18 protein-coding genes are annotated in these 22,895 nt (G+C 69.1%); 11 read left to right on the forward strand and 7 right to left on the reverse strand.

Annotated elements, in window-relative coordinates; translation table 11 throughout:
* The first annotated feature begins 27 nt into the window (after positions 1–27).
* The 6 genes from RISW2_RS17365 (at position 28) to RISW2_RS17390 (ending at position 6,741) form a co-directional block, all read left to right on the forward strand.
* Entirely contained in the window at positions 28–714 is a 687-nt protein-coding gene (locus RISW2_RS17365; protein WP_043773538.1) for an adenylate kinase, read from the forward strand.
* 108 nt (positions 715–822) lie between these two features.
* Positions 823–1,107 (forward strand): DUF4212 domain-containing protein, encoded by a 285-nt coding sequence (locus tag RISW2_RS17370; RefSeq protein WP_043773539.1) that lies wholly within the window; start codon positions 823–825, stop codon positions 1,105–1,107.
* A 4-nt stretch (positions 1,108–1,111) separates the two neighbouring features.
* Complete coding sequence (locus tag RISW2_RS17375) at positions 1,112–2,896, forward strand: sodium:solute symporter family protein (RefSeq protein WP_043773540.1); 1,785 nt, start codon at positions 1,112–1,114, stop codon at positions 2,894–2,896.
* A gap of 109 nt (positions 2,897–3,005) precedes the next feature.
* Positions 3,006–4,826 carry a DUF294 nucleotidyltransferase-like domain-containing protein gene (locus RISW2_RS17380; protein ID WP_043773541.1) on the forward strand — a complete coding sequence of 607 codons (1,821 nt, stop codon included), beginning with the start codon at positions 3,006–3,008 and terminating at the stop codon, positions 4,824–4,826.
* A gap of 23 nt (positions 4,827–4,849) precedes the next feature.
* Positions 4,850–5,347 carry a hypothetical protein gene (locus tag RISW2_RS17385; protein ID WP_043773542.1) on the forward strand — a complete coding sequence of 166 codons (498 nt, stop codon included), beginning with the start codon at positions 4,850–4,852 and terminating at the stop codon, positions 5,345–5,347.
* A 5-nt stretch (positions 5,348–5,352) separates the two neighbouring features.
* Positions 5,353–6,741 (forward strand): 3'-5' exonuclease, encoded by a 1,389-nt coding sequence (locus tag RISW2_RS17390; protein ID WP_341872017.1) that lies wholly within the window; start codon positions 5,353–5,355, stop codon positions 6,739–6,741.
* Positions 6,742–6,751: 10 nt separating this feature from the next.
* Here RISW2_RS17390 and RISW2_RS25490 read toward each other — a convergent pair whose 3' ends face one another.
* Positions 6,752–7,546 (reverse strand): LacI family DNA-binding transcriptional regulator, encoded by a 795-nt coding sequence (locus RISW2_RS25490; protein ID WP_051492129.1) that lies wholly within the window; start codon positions 7,544–7,546, stop codon positions 6,752–6,754.
* Between the two features lie 205 nt (positions 7,547–7,751).
* Here RISW2_RS25490 and RISW2_RS17400 point away from each other — a divergent pair, with 205 nt between their 5' ends.
* On the forward strand, positions 7,752–8,099 hold the full coding sequence (locus RISW2_RS17400; protein WP_043773545.1) for a hypothetical protein: 348 nt from the start codon (positions 7,752–7,754) through the stop codon (positions 8,097–8,099).
* 18 nt (positions 8,100–8,117) lie between these two features.
* Here RISW2_RS17400 and uvrA read toward each other — a convergent pair whose 3' ends face one another.
* Positions 8,118–10,982, reverse strand: coding sequence for an excinuclease ABC subunit UvrA (uvrA, locus tag RISW2_RS17405; RefSeq protein WP_043773547.1), 2,865 nt, complete (start codon positions 10,980–10,982; stop codon positions 8,118–8,120).
* 302 nt (positions 10,983–11,284) lie between these two features.
* Between uvrA and RISW2_RS17410 the strand changes: the two genes are divergently transcribed.
* Positions 11,285–12,418 (forward strand): hypothetical protein, encoded by a 1,134-nt coding sequence (locus tag RISW2_RS17410; protein WP_043773548.1) that lies wholly within the window; start codon positions 11,285–11,287, stop codon positions 12,416–12,418.
* A gap of 45 nt (positions 12,419–12,463) precedes the next feature.
* On the opposite strand, the gene RISW2_RS17415 is transcribed toward RISW2_RS17410, so the two are convergent.
* The 5 genes from RISW2_RS17415 to RISW2_RS17435 all read right to left on the reverse strand — a co-directional run bounded on the left by RISW2_RS17415 (position 12,464) and on the right by RISW2_RS17435 (position 19,167).
* Positions 12,464–13,555 (reverse strand): ABC transporter ATP-binding protein, encoded by a 1,092-nt coding sequence (locus RISW2_RS17415; protein ID WP_043773549.1) that lies wholly within the window; start codon positions 13,553–13,555, stop codon positions 12,464–12,466.
* 22 nt (positions 13,556–13,577) lie between these two features.
* Positions 13,578–15,236, reverse strand: a complete 1,659-nt coding sequence (locus RISW2_RS17420; protein ID WP_051492130.1) for an alpha-glucosidase family protein — start codon at positions 15,234–15,236, stop codon at positions 13,578–13,580.
* 154 nt (positions 15,237–15,390) lie between these two features.
* Positions 15,391–16,659: a carbohydrate ABC transporter permease gene (locus tag RISW2_RS17425; RefSeq protein WP_043773550.1), complete on the reverse strand. Its 1,269-nt coding sequence runs from the start codon at positions 16,657–16,659 to the stop codon at positions 15,391–15,393.
* A gap of 13 nt (positions 16,660–16,672) precedes the next feature.
* Entirely contained in the window at positions 16,673–17,650 is a 978-nt protein-coding gene (locus RISW2_RS17430) for a carbohydrate ABC transporter permease (RefSeq protein ID WP_043773551.1), read from the reverse strand.
* 164 nt (positions 17,651–17,814) lie between these two features.
* Complete coding sequence (locus tag RISW2_RS17435) at positions 17,815–19,167, reverse strand: ABC transporter substrate-binding protein (RefSeq protein ID WP_043773552.1); 1,353 nt, start codon at positions 19,165–19,167, stop codon at positions 17,815–17,817.
* A gap of 247 nt (positions 19,168–19,414) precedes the next feature.
* Here RISW2_RS17435 and RISW2_RS17440 point away from each other — a divergent pair, with 247 nt between their 5' ends.
* The 3 genes from RISW2_RS17440 to RISW2_RS17450 are packed head-to-tail and all read left to right on the forward strand — an operon-like array spanning position 19,415 to position 22,753.
* Complete coding sequence (locus RISW2_RS17440) at positions 19,415–20,443, forward strand: LacI family DNA-binding transcriptional regulator (protein WP_043773553.1); 1,029 nt, start codon at positions 19,415–19,417, stop codon at positions 20,441–20,443.
* A gap of 16 nt (positions 20,444–20,459) precedes the next feature.
* Complete coding sequence (locus tag RISW2_RS17445; protein WP_043773554.1) at positions 20,460–21,788, forward strand: GH1 family beta-glucosidase; 1,329 nt, start codon at positions 20,460–20,462, stop codon at positions 21,786–21,788.
* Positions 21,785–22,753: a glucokinase gene (locus RISW2_RS17450; protein WP_043773555.1), complete on the forward strand. Its 969-nt coding sequence runs from the start codon at positions 21,785–21,787 to the stop codon at positions 22,751–22,753. The genes RISW2_RS17445 and RISW2_RS17450 overlap by 4 nt, the downstream gene beginning before the upstream one ends.
* The last annotated feature ends 142 nt before the right edge of the window (positions 22,754–22,895 follow it).

Genomic DNA, 22,895 nt, shown 5'->3' on the forward strand with positions numbered 1-22,895 from the left:
AAAACCGCATGAACAAGGGGTGAGGCCATGGACGGCACATCCCGCCCCGGCATCGCGCCCGTGTTCATCCTGCTCGGCCCCCCGGGGGCCGGCAAGGGCACGCAGGCGCGGCTCCTGCAGGACCGCTTCGGCCTCGTGCAGCTCTCGACCGGGGACCTGCTGCGGCAGGCGGTGAAGGACGGCACCGAGGCCGGCCGTGCGGCGGAGGCCGTGATGGCGCGCGGCGACCTCGTGTCGGACGACATCGTCATCGCCATCCTGCGCGACCGGCTCGCGGCGCCCGACACGCGCCGCGGCGTGATCCTCGACGGCTTTCCGCGTACCGCCGCGCAGGCCGCGGCGCTCGACGCTCTGCTGACCGAGACCGGGCAGCGGATCGACGCGGCGATCAGCCTCGAGGTGGACGACGCGCAGATGGTCGATCGGATCTCGGGCCGCGTCACCTGCGGGACCTGCGGCGAGGGCTACCACGACCGCCACAAGCCGCCGGCGGCGCCCGGCACCTGCGACGCCTGCGGCGGGACCGACATGGTCCGCCGCGCGGACGACCGCGCCGAGACCGTCGCCCAGAGGCTCGAGGCCTACCGCGCGCAGACCGCGCCGCTGGCCGACCATTACGAACGGCTTGGCGCGCTCGTGCGCGTCAACGCCATGGGCGCGATCGGCGACATCGCCGACCGGCTGGGCGCCGTGGTGCGCGCGGCCCGCGCCTGAAGGGAGAGACCGTCGCGGGCGGCAGCGCCCGCGACGCCGGAACGGTGTCCGCGCGTCCCGACGGGCCGCGCGGCCCGAAACACCGCAAGGAGGAGGAACCGCAATCCCATGACGGATACAACGCAGCGCGCCACGCGCGCGACCACCGACGGAAAGGCCTACTGGAAGGCCAACATCCGTCTCATCATCATCAGCCTGATCATCTGGGCTCTGGTCTCGTTCGGCTTCGGCATCCTGCTGCGGCCGCTCTTGTCGGGGATTTCCGTGGGCGGGTCCGACCTCGGGTTCTGGTTCGCCCAGCAGGGGTCGATCCTCGTCTTCCTGGTGCTGATCTTCTTCTACGCCTGGCGGATGAACAGGCTCGACCGCGAACACGGCGTGAACGAGGAATAAGATCATGGATCAGACGGTCATCAACATCATCTTCGTGGGCGCCTCGTTCGCGCTCTATATCGGGATCGCCATCTGGGCGCGCGCCGGCTCGACCTCCGAGTTCTACGCGGCCGGCCGGGGCGTGCACCCGGTGACCAACGGGATGGCGACCGCCGCCGACTGGATGTCGGCCGCATCGTTCATCTCGATGGCAGGCCTCATCGCCTTCACCGGCTACGACAACTCGACCTACCTCATGGGCTGGACGGGCGGCTACGTGCTTCTCGCGCTCCTGCTCGCGCCCTACCTGCGCAAGTTCGGCAAGTACACGGTGTCCGAGTTCATCGGCGACCGCTTCTACTCCAAGACGGCGCGGCTCGTGGCGGTGGTCTGCCTCATCATCGCGTCGGTCACCTACGTGATCGGCCAGATGACCGGCGTCGGCGTGGCCTTCGGCCGCTTCCTCGAGGTCGACTCGACCACGGGCCTGCTGATCGGCGCCGTGATCGTGTTCGCCTACGCGGTGTTCGGCGGCATGAAGGGCGTGACCTACACCCAGGTGGCGCAGTACGTCGTGCTGATCCTCGCCTACACCATCCCCGCCGTGTTCATCTCGCTGCAGCTGACGGGCAACCCGATCCCGGGCCTCGGCCTCTTCGGCGAACACCAGGCGTCGGGCGAACCGCTGCTGGCGCGTCTCGACCAGGTGGTGACGGATCTCGGCTTCAACGAGTACACCGCGCACAACGGCGACACGTTCAACATGATGCTGTTCACGCTGTCGCTCATGATCGGCACCGCGGGCCTGCCGCACGTCATCATGCGCTTCTTCACCGTGCCGCGGGTCAGCGACGCGCGCTGGTCGGCGGGCTGGGCGCTGGTCTTCATCGCGCTTCTGTACCTCACCGCTCCGGCCGTGGGCGCGATGGCGCGGCTCAACATCACCGACCAGTTCTGGCCGAACGGCACGGACGGCGAGGCCGTCGCGATCGAGACCATCGAGAACGATCCGGCCTATGACTGGATGGCAAGCTGGCAGCAGACCGGCCTTCTGGGCTGGGAAGACAAGAACGGCGACGGCCGCATCCAGTACTACAACGAGACGAACCCCGCGCTGCAGGAACGCGCCGCGGCCGAAGGCTGGTCCGGCAACGAGCTGACCAACTTCAACAACGACATCCTGGTTCTCGCGAACCCGGAGATCGCCAACCTGCCCGGCTGGGTGATCGGCCTCGTCGCGGCCGGCGGCCTCGCCGCGGCGCTGTCGACGGCGGCAGGCCTCCTGCTCGCGATCTCGTCGGCGGTCAGCCACGACCTCGTGAAGGGGGCGATCAATCCCGGCATCTCCGAGAAGGGCGAGCTTCTGACCGCCCGGATCGCGATGGCGGTGTCGATCGCCGTGGCCACCTATCTCGGCCTGAACCCGCCGGGCTTTGCGGCGCAGACCGTGGCGCTCGCCTTCGGGCTCGCGGCATCGTCCATCTTCCCGGCGCTGATGATGGGAATCTTCTCGACGAAGATCAACAACAGCGGCGCCGTGGCGGGCATGATCGCGGGTCTCGTCACCACCCTTCTCTACATCTTCCTGCACAAGGGCTGGTTCTTCATTCCCGACACGAACAGCTTCACCGACGCCGATCCGCTGCTCGGCACGATCAAGTCGACCTCGTTCGGGGCGGTGGGCGCGCTCATCAACTTCGTCGTGGCCTACGTGGTCTCGTCGATGACGCGTCCGGTGCCCGACGACATCCAGGAGCTGGTGGAAAGCGTCCGCGTGCCGCGCGGCGCGGGAACGGCCCAGGCGCACTGAGCCGACCGGACCCCGTGGGCGGGCCGCACGACCGGCCCGCCCGCACCTTCGGTCCCGTCCGGCACGACGCCCGGGCGGGACCTTTCTCTTTCGCACGGAGGACAGCGCCATGTTCGGCCCTGCCGCCCTGACCGATTTCCTTGCCACGCTCGAACCCTACGCGACGCTGCCCGCCGAGGCGCGCGCCGCGCTTGCCGAAACCTTCCAGCAGCGCCGCTACGACGCGGGCGACGTCGTCTACACCTTCGGCGACCGGCTCGACGGGCTCTATGTCGTGGTCGCGGGCGCGATCGAGGTGCGCGACGAGCACGGCGAACAGGTCTCGCTGCTCGGACCGCGGAATTCCTTCGGCGAACGCGGGCTCGCCCGCGACGGGCTCGCCGCGACGACCGCGCACGCCACCGCGCCGACCGAGCTCCTGCTTCTGCCGGCCGCGGCGTTTCGCGACCTGTCCGCCGCCCACGAGACCGTGCGGCGCTTCTTCGACCGCAAGCGCGGCGAGCGGCCCGAGCGCGCCGACCTCGCCACGAGCCGGGTCGCAGCCCTCATGGCGACACGGCTCCTCACCTGCCCGCCCGACGCGACCGCGCGCGAGGCCGCGCAGAAGATGCGCGCCGCGCACGTGTCCTCGCTCTGCGTGACCGAGGACGGCAAGCTCACGGGCATCGTCACGCTGCGCGACATCTCGGGAAAGATCGTGGCCGAAGGCCGCTCCGCCGACACGCCTCTGGCAGAGATCATGACCCGTCGGCCGATCACGCTCGATCCCTCCGCGCTCGGGTCGGACGTGCTGCACGCGATGATGGAGCACCGCATCGGCCACCTGCCCATCACCTCGGGCGACCGGCTGGTGGGCATGGTCACCCAGACCGACCTCACGCGCTACCAGGCCGTGACCTCGGCCGACATCGTATCCGAGATCGCCCATGCGAACGATGCCGCGGGCATGGCGAAGGTCACCGCGCGGATCCCGCAACTCCTCGCCCAGCTGGTCGCAGCCGGCCACCGGCACGAGGTGATCACCCGCCTCGTGACGGACATCGCCGATGCCGCGACCCGGAGGCTCCTGACGCTCGCCGAGGCGACGCTCGGGCCCCCGCCCGTGCCCTATCTCTGGCTCGCCTGCGGCAGCCAGGGGCGGCAGGAGCAGACCGGCGTCTCCGACCAGGACAACTGCCTGATCCTGTCGGACGACGCGACGCCGGCCGACGACGCCTATTTCGCGCGCCTCGCCGCCTTTGTCTGCGACGGGCTCGATACCTGCGGCTACGTCTACTGCCCGGGCGACATGATGGCGACGAACCCGCGATGGCGGCAGCGGCGCAGCGTCTGGAGCGAGTATTTCCGCCGCTGGATCGCGCGGCCCGACCCCGAGGCGCAGATGCTCGCCTCGGTCATGTTCGACCTGCGCGCCATCGGCGGCGACCGCGCGCTGTTCGACAGCCTCAACGCCGACACGCTCGAGGCCGCGTCCGGGAACTCGATCTTCGTGTCCCACATGATCGCGAACTCGCTCAAGCACACCCCGCCCCTGGGCCTCATCCGGGGCTTCGCGCTGATCCGCTCGGGCGAGCACCGCAACCGGCTCGACCTCAAGCATTCGGGCGTCGTGCCGGTGACGGACCTCGCGCGGGTCTACGCGCTGCGCGGCCGGCTCCTGCCCGTGAACACCCGGGCACGCATCGCCGCCGCCCGCGCGCGCGGCGTCCTCTCGGACAGCGGCGGGCAGGACCTTCTCGATGCCTACGACCTGATCGCCGAGACCCGCCTCGCCCACCAGGCGCGGCAGGTGCGACGGGGAGAGACGCCCGACAATTACCTTGCACCCGCGGACCTGTCGGATTTTGATCGGTCGCATCTGCGGGATGCCTTCGTGGTGGTGAAGGGCCTGCAATCGGCGCTCGGCCACGGACGCGGCATGCTCGGCTGAGAGGGCGCGAGGGGGAGGAAACCATGGTCTTCGAGCTGATGGCGGTCATCGTCGCGGGCTTTGCCGGCGCGGGGGCCATGCTGGTCGTGACGCAGCTTCTGCGCGGGCTGCCGCGCTGGCTGGTGCCGCTGACCGCCGGCGTCGCGATGCTCGGGACGTCGATCGCGCTGGAATACGGCTGGTATGCCCGTACTGCGGCCGGGCTGCCCGCGGGCGTGGTCGTGGCCGAGGCGGCCTCCGCGACCTCGTGGTGGCGGCCCTGGACCTACGCCGTGCCGATGGTCGAACGCTTCATCGCCCTCGACACAGGGAACCTGCACCCCAATGCCGAGACGGAGGGCCTCTACATGGCCGACCTCTACTTCTACGGCCGCTGGCGGCCGGTGCAGTCGGTGCAGGTCATGGTCGACTGCCCGGGCGGCCGCCGCGCGGATCCGGCGGGCGGCGATGGCGGCGCCCCGGTCTGGCGCGACGTGGGCGCCGGGGACCCGATCGTGTCGGCCGTCTGCGGCGCGGTGTGATGCGCATGCCCGGCTCGCTCCGCCTGCGCGTCCTCGTGTTCTTCGCGATCCTCGCGCTGGGGCTGCTTGCGGCCGTCGGCGCGGCGCTGGCCATCGGCGCGCGCCAGGCCGAGGGCGGGTTCCTCCTGGCGTTCGTGGTCGCGGGCTTCGCGACGCTGGGCCTCGTCACGCTCTTCTGGTTCCTGTTCGACCAGCACGTCGCGCGGCCCGTCGACCGCATCGCCGCGGATCTGCGCGTGCGCGCCCATGCCGGGGGAGACGTGGCGCCGGACTGGTCGGCGGCGCGCTATCTCGGCGATCTCGCCCCCGCGGCGGACGCGGTCAGCCGCGCGCTCGGCGACCGGGCGCTGGCCACGGCCGAGGCCGTCGCGGCCGAGACCCACCGCCTGACCGCCGAACGCGAGCGGCTGACGGCGCTCCTGACCGAGATCCCGGTGGCGACGCTGCTCGTGAACGCCGCGAACCGGATCGTGCTCTACGACGGGCAGGCGGCGGAACTCCTGGGGCAGATCGGCACCCCGCGGCTCGACGCCGAAGTGACGGAATATTTCGATGCCGGCTGCGTCCGCAAGGCGCTGAAGAAGATGCAGTCGACCGGGCTCGAGGTCGATTTCGAGGCGACCGGCGCGGACGGCGCGCAGCGCTACGCGATCCGGATGAAGCCCATGGCGGGCGGCGGCTACCTCCTGGTGATCGACGCCGCCGAGGCGCGGCTCGCCCCCGACGCCGCGCGGCCCATCGTCTACGATTTCGACCTGATGACCGCGCCGCCGCCCCGCGAGCTGTCGGACACGCCGCTCTCGGCCCTGCGGTTCTGCGTGCTCGACACCGAGACGACCGGCCTCCTGCCGCACCGAGACGAGATCGTGCAGATCGGCGCCCTGCGCGTGGTCAACGGGCGCATCGTCCCGGGCGAGCGGTTCGAGACGATGGTCGATCCCGGCCGCCCCATCCCCGAGGCCGCGACGCGGGTGCACCGCGTCTCGGACCGGATGGTGGCGGGCGCGCCCGACATCGTGACGGCGGGACGCCGGCTGCACGCCTTCGCCCGCGACGCCGTGATCGTGGCGCACAACGCGCCGTTCGACATGGCCTTCCTGCGGCGGCACGCCGGCGCCATGGACGTCGCCTGGGACCACCCGATCCTCGACACCGTGCTCCTGTCGGCGGTGCTGTTCGGCACGACCGACACGCACACGCTCGACGCGCTCTGCGCGCGGCTGGGCGTCGCCGTGCCGGAACGGCTGCGCCACACCGCCATGGGCGACGCACAGGCGACCGCCGAGGCGCTGTTGCGGATGCTGCCGATGCTCGAGGCGCGCGGCATCCGGACCTTCGGTGCGCTTGTCGCCGAGACGCGCAAGCACGGCCGGCTCCTGGCCGACATGAACTGATCCGGCGGGGCTAGGCCCGCGGCGGCCCTTCGAGCCAGACCGGCACGGGCCGCGGCACGTGGTCCGGATCACAGAGCGCCGCGACGGCGCACCGCCCGAGCGCCCGCCCGTCATAGCGCAGTACCGGAACGGCGAGCCGCGGCCCCCGCGCCTCGGCCAGCGCGACGACGCCTGCCTCTGTCCCGACACGGGTGCGGAGCACCGCGACCGCCCCCGGCAGCCCGCGACCTGTCGCGCGGGCCTCGCGCAGCCCGATATCCTCCGGCAGGAGCCCGGTGATGTCGCCCGTCACCGCGACCTCGGCAGAGGTGCCGAGCGCCCGCCGCGCGAGGCACCAGCCCTGCCCGACATCGAAGCCTGCAACGCTGCCGGGCACCGCGAGCGTCCCATCCCCGCCGGGATGTACCATCGAGCCGCAGAGGAGGACGCCCTCCGCCCCCTCGCGGCGCAGCGCCGCGACCGACGGAGCCGCCGCACGTCCCGGCGCGACGCAGGCGAAGAGCAGTGCCCGCGTCCGCGCCGCCGCCTCCTCGGTCGCGCCCTCGAGTACCGCGGCGACCAGCGGATCGCCGGGCGTGGCACAGACGAAGCCGAGCGGCCCCGGGCGCGCGAGCCTCAGGTTGGCGGCCCGCGCGTCGTAGACGTAGCCCGTCGCCGCGATGGCCGCGTGCACCGACCGGGCGGTGTCCGCGCGCACGCCCGGATCGCCTTTCAGGACCAGAGACACCGTCGATTTCGACACGCCCGCGGCCCGCGCGACGTCGCGGATGGTCGGCCGGCGCGTGCCTATGGCCGACAGGCGCATTCCGCCGCCGCTGCGCTCATGTGCCCGATGCCCCCTGCCGCGTCCGGGTCAGGATGACGCCCAAAATCTTTCCATTCCGTGAACACGGAACGTGCCGCATGGCCACTTTCCGCCGGCCGCCGTCGCGCGGCTTGCACCGGGGGACCCGGGACGGACATTCCGCGTTCAGGAAATCAATGACAGACCGACCGAAGGAGGCCCCCAGATGATCCGTTCCCTGCCCGCCCTGACCGCCGCCGCGCTGGCCGCGGCGCTTGCGACCGCGCCCGGAATCGCTGCCGCACAGCCCAAGGGCTGCCCGCCCGGGCTCGCCAAGAAACAAAACGGCTGCACGCCGCCCGGACAGGTCGGCAAGGGTCACCGCGACCGCGACCACCGTTACCGCGTCGGTGACAGGCTCGACGGCGACTACATCGTGATCCGCGATCCGCGGCGCTACGGCCTCGATCCCGACTACACCTATGCGCGGCGCGACGACACGGTGTTCCGCATTGACCGCGACACGCAGGCGATCCTCGACATCATCGGCGGGATCGCGACCCTCGCGAACTGAGGACGTGCGCCGCGGAGGCTACTCCGCGGCGACCCGCCGTGCTGCCAGCATCGGGCCGAGATAGCGGCCGGTATGGCTGCGCGGCTCCTGCGCGACCTCTTCCGGCGTGCCCTGCGCCACGATCTCGCCGCCGCCATCGCCCCCTTCGGGACCGATGTCGATGAGCCAGTCCGCCGTCTTGATGACGTCGAGGTTGTGCTCGATCACGATGACCGTGTTCCCGGTTTCCACAAGAGAATGAAGCACTTCGAGGAGCTTTCTCACGTCCTCGAAATGCAGGCCCGTGGTGGGTTCGTCGAGTATGTAGAGCGTCCGTCCCGTCGACCGCTTGGCGAGTTCCTTGGACAGCTTCACGCGCTGCGCCTCGCCGCCCGAGAGCGTGGTCGCCTGCTGGCCGACCTTGATGTAGCCGAGACCGACCTGCACCAGTGCGTCCATCTTCTCGCGGATCGAGGGCACCGCCTTGAAGAACTCCTGCGCGTCTTCGACCGTCATATCAAGAACGTCAGCTATGCTCTTGCCCTTGAAGCGGATTTCCAGCGTCTCGCGGTTGTAGCGTGCGCCCTTGCAGGTCTCGCAGGTGACGTAGACGTCGGGCAGGAAGTGCATCTCGATCTTGATGACGCCGTCGCCCTGGCAGGCCTCGCAGCGTCCACCCTTGACGTTGAAGCTGAAGCGGCCGGGCTTGTAGCCCCGCGCCTTGGCCTCGGGCAGGCCCGCGAACCAGTCGCGGATGGGCGTGAAGGCCCCGGTATACGTCGCCGGGTTCGACCGCGGCGTCCGCCCGATGGGGCGCTGGTCGATGTCGATCACCTTGTCGAGATGCTCGAACCCCTTGATGGTCTCGCAGGGCGCGGGCGTCTCGCGCGCGCCGTTCAGTTTCATCGCGGCGTTCTTGTAGAGCGTCTCGATCGTCAGGGTCGACTTGCCGCCCCCGGACACCCCCGTCACGCACACGAACTTGCCCAGCGGAAACTCCGCGGTGACGTTCTTGAGGTTGTTGCCCGTGGCCTTGACCACGGTCAGCTTCTTCTTGTTTCCCTTGCGGCGCTCGGCCGGGACCGCGATCTCGCGCGTGCCTGCAAGATACTGGCCGGTCACCGAATTCTCGTTCGACGCGATCTCCGCGGGGGTGCCGTGCGCAACCACCTGGCCGCCATGCACGCCGGCGCCCGGCCCGATGTCGAAGACGTAGTCGGCCTCGCGGATCGCTTCCTCGTCATGTTCGACCACGATCACCGTGTTGCCCTGGTCGCGCAGGTTCTTGAGCGTGCCGAGCAGGCGGTCGTTGTCGCGCTGGTGCAGGCCGATCGAGGGCTCGTCGAGCACGTAGAGCACGCCGGTCAGTCCCGACCCGATCTGCGAGGCCAGCCGGATGCGCTGGCTCTCGCCCCCGGACAGGGTGCCGGCGGCGCGCGACAGCGTCAGGTATTCGAGGCCCACATTGTTCAGAAAGCCCAGCCGCTCGCGGATCTCCTTGAGGATGGCGCGGGCGATCTCGTTCTTCTGCTTGGTCAGCGCCCCGGGCACGCCCTCGGACCAGTCGTGGGCCTGCCGGATCGACATCTCGACCACCTGCCCGATATGCAGCCCGCCGATCTTGACCGCCAGCGCCTCCTCGCGGAGCCGGTAGCCGCCGCAGGCCGAACAGGGCTTGTTGTTCTGGTAGCGCTCGAACTCCTCGCGAATCCAGCTCGAATCCGTCTCGCGGTAGCGCCGCTCCATGTTCGGGATGACGCCCTCGAAGCTGCGCGTGACGTTGTAGATGCGCCCGCCCTCGTCGTAGCGGAAGGCGATCTCGTCGTCGCCCGAGCCGAACAGGAAGACCTGCTGCACGTGGGCCGGCAGGTCGACCCATTTCGTGTTGGGATCGAACTCGTAATGCTTGGCCAGCGACTGGATCGTCTGCAGGAAATACGGCGACTTGCCCTTGCGCCACGGCGCGATGGCACCGTTGGCGATGGTGAGCCCCGCATCCGGCACCACCAGCCGGTCGTCGAAGAACAACTCGACCCCGAGCCCGTCGCAGGAAGGACAGGCTCCGAAGGGTGCGTTGAACGAGAAGAGCCGCGGCTCGATTTCGGGGATGGTGAAGCCCGACACCGGGCAGGCGAAGTTCTCGGAGAAGGTGATGCGCTCGGACTCTCCCTCGCCCTCGCGGGGCGCGGTCTCGAGCACGGCGATGCCGTTCGCGAGGTCGAGCGCGGTGCGGAACGAATCTGCGAGTCGCGTCTCCATTCCCTCGCGCACCACGATGCGGTCCACCACGACGTCGATGTCGTGGCGGTACTTCTTGTCGAGGACCGGCGGATCGTCCAGCTCGTGGAACTGGCCGTCCACCTTGACGCGCTGGAAGCCCTGCTTGCGCAGCTCGAGGAATTCCTTGCGATACTCGCCCTTGCGGTCGCGAATCATGGGGGCAAGGAGATAGCCGCGCGTGCCCTCCTCCATCCCCATGACGCGGTCGACCATGTCCTGGACCTGCTGCGCCTCGATGGGCAGGCCGGTCGCCGGGCTGTAGGGCGTGCCCACCCGCGCGAACAGCAGGCGCAGGTAGTCGTAGATCTCGGTCACCGTGCCGACGGTCGAGCGCGGGTTCTTCGACGTGGTCTTCTGCTCGATCGAGATCGCGGGCGAGAGGCCCGAAATGTGGTCGACATCGGGCTTTTCCATCATGTCGAGGAACTGCCGCGCATAGGCCGACAGGGATTCGACGTAGCGACGTTGCCCCTCGGCATAGATCGTGTCGAAGGCCAGCGAGGACTTGCCCGACCCCGACAGGCCGGTGATGACGACGAGCTGGTCGCGCGGGATGTCGACGTCGATGCTCTTGAGGTTGTGTTCGCGCGCGCCGCGCACCTCGATATGCTTCAGCTCAGGCATGAGACCCCCAGACGGCAGCGGTTAACACATAATGGAGAGACGGCGCTTCTCCAACGGAAAAATGAGAACGTATGGCGAACACACGCGGCCGGTCGTGACCCCGCCTGTCGGCGCGGCAGGTCGCGCCCGGGCCGGAGGCAGTACCGCCGGTCCGGGCGCATATAGTGCCGCACCGCCTGCTTCGCCATGCCCGGGGCCTGCATTTCCGGGCTGCGCCCGCCGCGGCGGCGCCATGCCATGGAATCGGCAGGCCGATGGTGATTAAGTGCGCCGAGCCCCGCAGCAGTTCCCGGATCCCGCCGATGCGTCGCCTTCTTCGCCCCGCGCTCCTGACGCTGGCCCTTATCCTGCCGCCGGCCGTCGTTGGCGCGCAGCCTGACCCCGTCGCCGCGCGCATCCTCGCCGAGGAGGAGATCGAGGCCGGGTTCACCCTGCCCGTCGCCTGGGTGGGACCGGGCGACGCCGGGGACCGGATCGAGGTGGTGCCGGCTGCGGGGGGCGCGGCGGTCAACAGCGTGCCCGTGGGCGAGGACAGCCCGACCGCGCTCCGCATGCCCGCGCGGCCCGGGGCCTATACGCTCCGCTACGTGGCGGGCGCGGACGGCGCGGTGCTTGCGACGCAAGCCGTCGAGATCCTGCCCGTCTCCGGCTGGCTCTACGCGGTGCCGCGGACCCGCGCCGGCGGCACGCTCGAGGTCGACTGGGACGGCCCCGCCTATCCCGGCGACCGCATCGCGCTGGTTCCCGAGGCGGGCGGCGCCGCGGTCGCGGAGACCGGCATCGACGCGGGCGCGCCGCTCGGCATCGCCGTGCCCGAGGTGCCGGGCCTCTACCAGCTGCGTTATGTCATGGACGAGGGCGCGACCGTGCTCGCGCGCCGCGCCGTCGAGGTCATCGCGGCCGAGGCGACGCTCGCGGCGCCCGAGGCCGCGCGCGCCGGCGCGCCGGTGGCGGTCGCCTGGACCGGCCCGGCCTTCGACAAGGACCACGTCGCGGTCGCGCGGCCATGGCCCGGGGCACCGGCCTACGAGACGCTGACCTATGTGCGCGAGGGCTCGCCGCTGATCGTCGAGATGCCCGCAGCGCCGGGTCTCTACGAGATCCGTTACGTGGCGCCGCATCTCGGCGACGCCGTGCTGGCGCGACGCGAGATCGTGCTGTCGGCGGTCACGGCGTCGATCGATGCGTCCGCCACGGCCGAGGCCGGCGGGCACATCGCGGTCACGTGGGAAGGGCCCGACTACCGGCGCGACTTCCTGTCGATCGCGCGCGCCGGCGCGCCGGACGCGGAGGCGCTGGCGGAGGCCTATACCAGCGAGGACAGCCCGCTGGTGCTGCCGGTGCCCGACGCGCCGGGCGCCTACGAGATCCGGTACCATCTCGGCCGGACCGGCCGCGTCCTCGCCCGCCACGCGTTCGAGGCGCTCGAGCAGTGAACGGCGCGCGGGCGGGCAGGCCAATCCGGGGCCGCCCGCGCGGGATCAGCGGTAGCGCAGCGACCGCTTGTCGTGGAAGAGATGCACCTTCTCGGGGTCGGCGGTCATCTTGACCGTGCGGCCGCGCAGGTCCGCATGCACGCCCGGCAGCTTGCCGATCACCGGGTCCTCGCGCTGCGCCTCGAAGTAGAGGAGCGTCACCTCGCCCAGCGCCTCGGTGATGTCGACCTTGCCCTCGTAGATGTAGTCGGTGGCGCTGTCGGTCCCGACGAAATCCTCCGGTCGCACGCCGACATTCACCTTGAGCCCGCGATCGGCGTCGGTGGTCGGGACCGCCGACACCGCCGTGCCGCCCGCATCCATCCGGATGCGCGTCTGCGCCCCGGTCTCGACGATCTCGCCGGGCAGCAGGTTCATGGCGGGCGAGCCGATGAACTGCGCCACGAACTCGCTGTTGGGCGTCTGGTAGAGTTCGAGCGGCGTGCCCACCTGCGCGATGCCCTTGTTGGCCAGCACGACGATCCGCGTCGCCAGGGTCATCGCCTCGACCTGGTCGTGGGTCACGTAGATCATGGTGGAATCGGGCATCGATTCCTTCAGCTGCGCGATCTCGATCCGGGTCGCCACGCGCAGCGCCGCGTCTAGGTTCGAGAGCGGCTCGTCGAAGAGGTAGACCTTCGGATCGCGCACGATCGACCGGCCGATCGCCACCCGCTGGCGCTGCCCGCCCGACAGCGCCTTGGGCAGGCGGTCGAGATAGGGCCCGAGCTGCAGCATCTTCGCCGCCTTCTCGACCGCCGCGTTGATCTCGTCCGGGGATTTCTTGGCGATCTTGAGCGCGAAGCTCATGTTGTCGCGGACGGTCATGTGCGGGTAGAGCGCGTAAGACTGGAACACCATGGCGATGCCCCGCTGGGCAGGGGGCACGTCGTTGACCATCTGCCCGTCGATCTCGAGCGTGCCGCCCGTGATCTTCTCGAGCCCGGCGATCATCCGCAGGAGCGTGGACTTGCCGCAGCCCGAGGGGCCGACGAACACGATCAGCTCGCCCTGCTTGATGTCGAGGTTGATGTCCTTCAGCACGTCGACCGTGCCGCCGTAGGTCTTTGCGACCCCGGTCAGTTTCAGGTTGGCCATGGCCGGTCTCCTCCCATTTCCCTTACTCCGCCGCCCGCATCAGCAGCGCCGGCTGCCACGGTCCCAGATGCAGCCGCCCGTCCGGTGCGGGGCCCGCCGAGCCGAGCTCGATCCCGATCTGGTGCCACTGTCCCTCCGGCACGTCGAGAAGCCCGGGATCGCCCGACAGGTTGAAGGCGCAGAAGATCGTCTCGCCCTCGTGTTCGCGGACGAAGCACAGCACGTTGCCTCGCGCCTCGACGCGCGTCTGGGTGCCCTTCAAGAGCGCGCGGTGCGCATGGCGGAACGCGATGGCGCGCCGGTAATGGTGCAGGATCGTCGACGGGTCCTGTTCGAGCGTGCTCACCGCGCGGTTGAGGTGCTCGTGGCTGACCGGCAGCCAGGGATGCCCGGCCGAAAAGCCGCCGTTCTGGTTCGAGGGTTCCCACACCATGGGCGTGCGGCATCCGTCGCGGCCCTTGAAGGCCGGCCAGAACCGCTTGCCGTAGGGGTCCTGCAGGTCCTCGAAGGCGACGTCGGCCTCGGGCAGCGCCAGTTCCTCGCCCTGGTAGAGGCAGCAGGAACCGCGCAGGCACATCATCAGCGTGTTGAAGCAGCGCGCGCCGGCATCGGTCAGGTGCCAGCGCGAGATGTGGCGCGGCACGTCGTGGTTCGAGAACGCCCAGCAGGCCCAGCCCTGCGCCGCGACCGCCTCGACCTTGTGGAAGACCTCGGCGATGTAGGGCGCGGTGGGCATCTTGTCCGACAGGAGCTCGAAGGCGTAGCTCATGTGGATCATGTCGTCGCCGCCGGTATACTCGCCCAGCACCTCGAGCCCGCGCTGGTCCTCGCCGACCTCGCCCACGGCGGCGGCGTTGTATTCGTTCATCAGCGCGCGCAGCTTGCGCAGGAACAGCAGGTTCTCTGGCTGGGTCTTGTCGTAGAGGTGATCCTGCCAGGTGTAGGGGTTCACCGCCGGCGCGGTGATCGGGTTGCGCAGCGCGGGGTCCAGCGGGGGGTTGTCCCGCAGGTGCTTGTCGTGGACGTAGAAGTTGATCGTGTCGAGCCGGAAGCCGTCGACGCCGCGCCCGAGCCAGAACCGCGCGATGTTGAGCAGCGCCTCCTGCACCGCGGGCTCGTGGAAGTTCAGGTCCGGCTGTTCGGTGAGGAAGTTGTGCATGTAATACTGCATGCGCGTGCCGTCCCACTGCCACGCCGAGCCGCCGAAGATCGACAGCCAGTTGTTGGGCGGCGTGCCGTCGGGCTTGGGATCGGCCCAGACGTACCAGTTGGCCTTGTCGTTGTCGCGCGAGGTGCGCGACAGCTTGAACCACGGGTGCTCGTCCGAGGTGTGCGACAGCACGAGGTCGATGAACACCTTGAGCCCCAGCCGGTGGGCCGTGGAGATCAGGATGTCGAAATCGGCGAGGCTGCCGAACATCGGGTCGACGTCGCAATAGTCGCTGACGTCGTAGCCGAAATCCTTCATCGGCGAGGTGAAGAACGGCGAGATCCAGATCGCGTCCACCCCGAGCGAGGCGACGTGCGGCAACCGCTGGGCGATGCCCAGCAGGTCGCCGATCCCGTCACCGTTCGAATCCTGGAACGAACGAGGGTAGATCTGGTAGATCACCGCCCCCCGCCACCAGTCGGTCTGCCCATCACTCGCGCGGGTGGACTCCAGGGAGTCGGCCACATTCATCCGCGTTATCCTTACACTGCTGGCCGTGCACGGCCTGTTGCTGTCCGTCCGGTCTCCTGCGCGTCCAAGGGGAACGCGATCCTCCCGTCCGGCCTGCCCTTCCTCCCGCGCGCGCGCCCGGCCTCGGACACCGCGCGCCGTTCCCTTCGTCCTGTTACTTGACCGATCCCGCCAGAAGGCCCCGCACGAGGAAGCGCTGCATCGAGAAGAACACGAGCAGCGGCACCGCGATCGACACGAAGGCCGCCGCCGCGAGGATCCCCCAGTCGCCCCCACGCGAGCCGAGCAGGTCGTCGGCGATCTTGACCGTCATCACCCAGCTTTCCGAGTTCGACGGCAGGAACACCTTGGCCACCAGCAGGTCGTTCCATGTCCAGAGGAACTGGAAGATCGAGAAGCTGGCGAGCGCCGGGAACGACAGGGGCAGCACGATGCGCGTGAAGATCTGGAAATCCGTCGCGCCGTCGACCTTGGCGCATTCGATGATGTCCCGCGGAAGGCCGACCATGTAGTTCCTGAGAAGGTAGATCGCGAGCGGCATGCCGAACGCCGTGTGCGCGAGCCAGACCCCGAGGAAGCTCTGCCCGATGCCGATCTGGTTGTGCAGCGTCAGGAGCGGCACGAGCGCGATCTGCAGCGGGACCACCAGAAGCCCCACGACGCAGGCGATCAGCAGCCCGCGCCCCGAGAAGTTCATCCAGGCAAGCGCGTAGGCCGCGAAGGCCGCGACGAGGATCGGGATGATCGTCGCCGGGATCGCCACCGTCAGGGTGTTGATGAACGCCCTGTCCATGTTGTCCGAGGTCAGGATGGTCTCGTAATTGTCGAGCGTGAACTCGGGCGGCGTGTTCGCGGTGATGTAAACCGAGGGCGCCCGGTCGATCTCGTCCGCGTCCACGTAGCGGAAATCGCCGTTCTCCTGCACCGTCAGCGACCGCTCGAAGGTCGGCGGCGGATCGGTGAGGATCTCGTTGCCGTCCTCGTCGGCCGCGGGGAACTCGGGCTCGCCGTCCGCGGGATAGGCGATTTCGAGATTGGTGTCGTCCTGCTCGCCGTCCTCCATGACGAAGACCTCGTAGCGGGCATAGGTCTGGCCCGGCTGGGCCGCGCCCGGCGCCCGCGACGTGATGCCGAAGCCCGACACGGTGCCCGAGCCCAGGCCCTCCTCGTTCTCGAAGAGGTTGCCCGAGAGCACCCAGAGGTCGCCCTCCTGCACCGCGCCGTCGGCGGCGGGCGAGATCCGGTAGGCCTGTTCCACCGGGAACATGGCCCGCCACCAGCCGGTTTCGGAGATCTGCGCGCGCTCTCGGAACGACGACACGAGCAGCCCGAGCGTGGGCACGAGCCAGATCAGCACCAGCGCGATGACGCTGATGTTGGTGACGATCGAGAGGCCGGATTTCTGTCCTGCGATGTTGTCCATGATGCCGGCTCCCTCAGTTCATTTCCTTGCGGGCCTGGACGATGTTCCAGACCATGACCGGGGTCACGACGACCATGATGACGAAGGCCACGGCGGTCGCGCGCCCGTCGTCGCGGAACATGTAGTCCATCATGTAGCTGGGCAGGATCTCGGTATCGAAATTGCCGCCGGTCATGGCGTAGACGATGTCGAAGACCTTGAGCACGAGGATGGTGATCGTCGTCCAGACGACGACGATCGTCCCCATGATCTGCGGCACCTTGATCTTGAAGAAGATCTGGAACGGGTTCGCGCCGTCGATGATCGCGGCCTCCACCGTCTCCTCCGGGATGCCGCGCAGGGCGGCCGACAGGATCACCATGGCAAAGCCGGTCTGGATCCAGACGAGGATGAACATGATGAAGAAGTTGTTCCAGAACGGGATCTGCAGCACGTCGATCGGGTTCATCCCGAAATAGTCGCGCACCGCGTTGATGATCCCGATCTCGGGGTTGTTGGCGTAGACGAATTTCCAGATCAGCGAGGCGCCGACGAACGAGATCGCCATCGGCATGAAGATGAGCGACTTGGCGAGGTTGCCCCATTTCAGCCGATCGGTCAGCTGGGCCACCAGCAGGCCGAGGAACGTCGCCGCCGCGGGCACGAAGATCACCCACAGGATGTTGTTGAAGAAGGCGATGCGGAAGCCTTCCTCCGAGAACATCTGCGTGTAGTTGCCGAGCCCGATGAAGGTGTCGCCCGAGCGATTGTAGAGCGAGCGGACGAAGGAGCCGACCACCGGGTAGACCAGGTAGAGCGACAGGAAGAAGATCGCGGGCGCGAGGAACAGCCACGGCCGGATCATCGTCGCGCGGCTGATGTTGCGCCCGTGGTCGTCGGTGCGCGCCGGAAAGACGAATTTGTCGAGGACGTAGTTCGACGCGTAGAAATACGCCGCGCATCCGCCGACCCCGATGATGATCGTGATGATGCCCTGCAAGGCCGGTGACATGGGGGCTCCTCCCTGGCTGACGCGGCCACCGGATCTCGGGCCCGGGGTGCCGTCCTGCGCGTCGCCCGCCGCGCGCCGGCCGTCTCAGTCCGCGGGGATCGCGGGTCGGGCCGGCGCGGCGGGACGGGCGCGGGCCGGCAAAGGCGCCGGCCCGCAGATCCTCATCACTTCATGCCGTCCCAGCGCGACTGGATTCCGGCCGCCACGGCCTCGGCATCCGTGCCGCCGACATAGTCGATCATGCCGGACCAGAAGGCGCCCGCGCCGATCTCGGAGGGCATCAGGTCGGACCCGTCGAACCGGAAGGTGGTCGCGTCCTGGATGATCTCGCTCTGGGCGCGCTGCGTGTCGGTCTGGTACGTCTCGGGGTTCAGGCCCGCATGCGCCGACAGGAACGCCCCCTGCGTCGCCCAGAGCTCGTGCGCGACCGGCAGCTTCAGGAACTCGATCATCGCGCTCGCGGCGTCCGAGGGATTGGTGATCCCGAACACCGTGCCCGCGCCCAGGACGGGCTTGCCGAGATCCTTCTCCTCGTAGGCGGGGAAGTAGAAGAAATCGATGTTCTCGCCCATCTCGGCGTTGTCGGGAAAGAAGGCCGGAATGAACGAGGCCTGCCGGTGCATCATGCATTCCGGCGGCAGCGCGAAGAGGCCGCCGGGGCTGTCGCGGAAGTCGGTGGTGGCCACCGCCTCGCTGCCGCCGCTGACGAAGTCGTCGTTGCGGGCGAACCAGCCGAACTCCTCGATCGCACCGACCACCGCCGGATCGTCGAACGGGATCTCGTTCGTCACCCACTGGTCATAGACCTCGGGCGGCTGGGTGCGCAGCATCATGTCCTCGACCCAGTCGGTCGCGGGCCAGCCCGTCGCCGCCCCAGAGCCGAGGCCGATGCACCACGGCGTCACGCCGTCATCCGCCATGTCCTCGGTCAGCTCCTTCAGCGCCTCGAGCGTCTCGGGCACATCGTAGCCCGCCTCGTCGAAGGCGATGGGCGAATACCAGACGAGGCTCTTGAGATCGACGCGGTAGAAGATGCCGTAGAGGTGTTCCTCCCCGTCGGGGCCGGCATAGGTGCCGAGGTCGACCCAGCTGTCGCCGGCGGCGAAGTTCTCGGCGACCCACTCGCCCGTGCCCTCGGGCAGCGGCGTCAGGTAGCCCTGCCGCGCCATGTCGGCCGCGAGACCCGGCTGCGGGAAGACCGCGAGGTTCGGCGCGGAACCCGAGCGGGCCGAGATGACGATGTCCTGCTCGAAGCTGTCCGAGCCCGAGTAGTTCACGTCGGCGCCGGTCGCCTCCTCGAAGTAGCGGAAGACCTCGTCCACCTTCGCCTTCTCGTCGCCGGTCCAGGGACCCGTGATCTCGAGCCGCTGGCCCGTGAGGTCGTATTCCTCGGCGAAGGCCTCGTAGCTGTCCCAGGTGAAGGCCCCCTCGCCCACCGGAACGATCAGGTCCTGGGCGTGCGCCGCCCCAGCGGCGAGCGCCGCGATCGCGACGCTCGTGGAAAGTGTGCGTTTCATTGTCCAGATCCTCCCGTGATCTATCTGGCGACAGGTCGCGCATTCATGCAAGGAGAAGTTAACCCCAAAGCGCTTTGATACGCGCACGCTGGTTCAGAACGCGTCACGAGTCAATGGGGATTACCCCTGCTTTCCTTGGGGAATCGCAAGATGTCAGCGCTAACGTGGCGTTCAAAAAGGGCTTTCCCCGGGACGCACGGCATGTATTACTTGCAGACGGAATTGAAAGCGCTTTGGGTGCACGCTCATGAACCTGCGCGAGCTTGCGAAACATCTCAACCTCAGCCAGACCACCGTGAGCCGCGCCCTCAACGGCTATCCCGAGGTGAAGGAGGCGACTCGCCTCAGGGTCGAGGCGGCCGCGCGCCAGTTCAACTACACGCCCAATATGCGCGCCCGCGGCCTCGCAACCGGCCGCGCGATGTGCATCGGGCACGTCATGCCGATCTCGAAGAAGCACGAGATGGTGAACCCGGTCTTCGGCGACTTCATCACCGGCGCGTCCGAAGCCTATGTCGAGGCGGGCTACGACCTGCTGCTGACGCTCGTGCCCGACGCCGAGGAGGCGCACCATTACCGCAACATGAAGGCCAAGGGGAACGTCGACGGCATCATCGTGCACGGCCCGCTCATGGCCGACCGCCGGATCGCGCTCCTGCAGGAGATCGGCCTGCCCTTCGTCGTGCACGGGCGCGCCTCGGACATGCCGGCCGACTACGCCTGGCTCGACATGAACAACCGCCGCGCCTTCGACCGCGCGACGGAACTGCTGATCGAACTCGGCCACCGGCGGATCGGGCTGGTCAACGGGCTCGAGCACATGGATTTCGCCCATCGCCGGCGCGAGGGCTTCCTTGCCGCGCTGATGCGCCACGGGCTCGAGGTCAACCCCGCCCACCTGCGCGCGGGCGAGATGACCGAGGCCCTGGGCTACGGCGCGGCCAGCGACATGCTCAAGCAGCCCGACCCGCCGACGGCCTTCCTGTCGTCCTCCATGGTGACCGCCATGGGCATCTGGCGCGCGCTCGGCGACCGGGGCCTGCGGCTCGGGCGGGACGTGTCGCTCATCACCCACGACGACGACTTGGGCTACCTCAAGAACGGACACGACGTGCCGACCTTCACCGCGACGCGGGCGCCGGTGCGCGACATGGGCCGGCGGGCGGCCGAGATGCTGCTCGAGATGATCCGCGATCCGTCTTGCGGTCCGCTGCAAACCCTGATGGAAGCGGAGCTGATCCTCGGTCGATCGACCGGCCCCGCGCCGCGCGAATAACATAGGAGCCCCGCACATGCGCCATTCCCGCAGCGACTTTCCCGAGGGCTTCCTCTTCGGAACGGCCACGTCGAGCTACCAGATCGAAGGGCACGGCTTCGGCGGCGCGGGCCCGACGCACTGGGACACCTTCGCGGCGACCCCCGGCAACGTGGTCCGGGCCGAGGACGGCGCGCGCGCCTGCGACCATTACCACCGCTACGAGGAGGATCTCGACCTCGCCGCGGCGGCGGGCTTCGACTGCTACCGCTTCTCGACCTCGTGGGCCCGGGTCCTGCCCGAGGGCACCGGCACGCCCAATCCCGAGGGTCTCGACTTCTACGACCGGCTGACCGACGCCATGCTCGAGCGCGGGCTGAAACCCTGCGCGACCCTCTATCACTGGGAGCTGCCCTCGGCGCTGGCCGATCGCGGCGGCTGGACGAACCGCGACGTGGCCGGCTGGTTTGCCGACTTCACCGAGGTCGTCATGGGACGCATCGGCGACCGCATGTATTCCGTGGCCCCGATCAACGAGCCGTGGTGCGTGGGCTGGATGAGCCATTTCCTGGGCCTGCACGCACCGGGCCTGCGCGACATCCGCGCGACCGCACGGGCGATGCACCACGTCCTCCTGGCGCACGGCCGGTCGATCGCCGCCATGCGCGCCATGGGCCTCGGCAACCTCGGCGGCGTCTTCAACATGGAATGGCCCGAGCCGGTGGACGACAGCGCGGGCGCCGCGCGCGCGGCCGCGACCTATGACGGCTACTACAACCGCTTCTTCCTCGACGGCATCTTCCGCGGCCGCTACCCCGACAGCGTTCTCGAAGGATTCGGCCCGCACCTGCCGAACGGCTACGAGAACGATTTCGAGGCGATCTGCGTGCCGCTCGACTGGGTCGGGATAAACTACTACACGCGCAAGGTTCTGGCCCCGAACGACGGCCCCTGGCCCTCGCTCGACGAGGTCGAGGGCCCGCTGCCCAAGACCTTCATGGACTGGGAGATCTATCCCGAGGGCCTCTACCGCTTCCTCAAGCGGACCGCCGAGGAATATACCGGGGCGCTGCCGATCTACGTGACCGAGAACGGGATGGCCGCGCCCGATCCGCTGACCGACGGGACGGTGCCGGACGAGGACCGCATCGCCTTCGTCGACGACCATCTTGCCGCGGTGCGCCGCGCCATCGACGAGGGCGTGCCCGTGGCGGGCTATTTCCTGTGGTCGCTCCTCGACAATTACGAGTGGGCGCTCGGCTACGAGAAGCGGTTCGGCCTGGTGCACGTGGACTTCGACACGCTCGCGCGGACGCCCAAGGCGTCGTTCCACGCGCTGGCCCGCGCGCTCGGAGCCCCGGCATGATCGGGACCGAAGGCATGCTGGCCGTCGTCGCCGACATCGGCGGCACGAACACCCGCGTCGCGCTCGCCCGCGGCACCGACGTGCAGAAGGACTCGATCCGGCGCTACCGCAACGCGGACCATCCGGGCCTCGCGCCGGTGCTGCGCAGCTATCTCGCCGATCTCGGCGCAGAGCCCGCGGCCGCCTGCGTCGCCATGGCCGGACCCGTGCGCGACGGCGTCGGTCGGCTGACCAATCTCGACTGGACCATCGACCGCTCGGTGATCGCGGACGCGACCGGCGCGGGCACGGTTGCCGTGCTGAACGACCTCTCCGCGCAGGGGCACGCGCTCGACTTCATCCCCGCCGACGCGCTCACGCCGCTGATGCCGGGCGTCGACACGCATGCGCATGCGGCGCGCCTCGTCGTGGGCGTGGGCACCGGCATGAACGCCGCTCCGGTCTTCCGCCTCGGCGGCCAGACGCTGGTGCCGCCGTCGGAATCGGGTCACATCACGCTGCCGCTCCAGACCGAGGAGGAACTGCGGCTCAAGGACTTCATCGCCGCCAAGCACGGCACGCCCGGCGTCGAGGACGTGCTGTCGGGCCGCGGCTTCGAACGCGTGCATGCCTGGCTCTGCGCCGAGACCGGAACCGGCACGCCCAAATCCGCGAGCGACATCATGGCGGGCGTGGGCAGCGATGCGCTGTCCGACCGCGCCGTCGCGGTCTTCACCCGGATCCTCGGACGCGTCACCGGCAATCTCGCGCTCGTCACCCTGCCCTTCGGCGGCATCTTCCTCTGCGGCGGCGTCGCGCGGCACTTCGCGCCGCACCTGATGCCCATGGGCTTCGGCGAGGCGTTCTGCGACAAGGGCCGGTTCTCGGACTTCATGACGCAGTTCCCGGTCCACCTCGTGACCGACGACTACGCCGCGCTGACCGGCTCCGCGGCGCATCTCGCGGAACTCATGGCGCGACCCTGACCCGGCCGCGCACCTGCCTGCGCGTGACGCAGCGGCGCGATGGCCGCCTCACAATTTGTCGTCAATCCGAGCGGCCGGCTTGCCATCCGCCACGGTCTGCGTTTGATGGCGGATGATCATGATCCAGACCGGTCGCTGCCCC

Origin of the sequence: Roseivivax isoporae LMG 25204, assembly GCF_000521865.1 — a bacterium.
Taxonomy (GTDB): Bacteria; Pseudomonadota; Alphaproteobacteria; order Rhodobacterales; family Rhodobacteraceae; genus Roseivivax; species Roseivivax isoporae.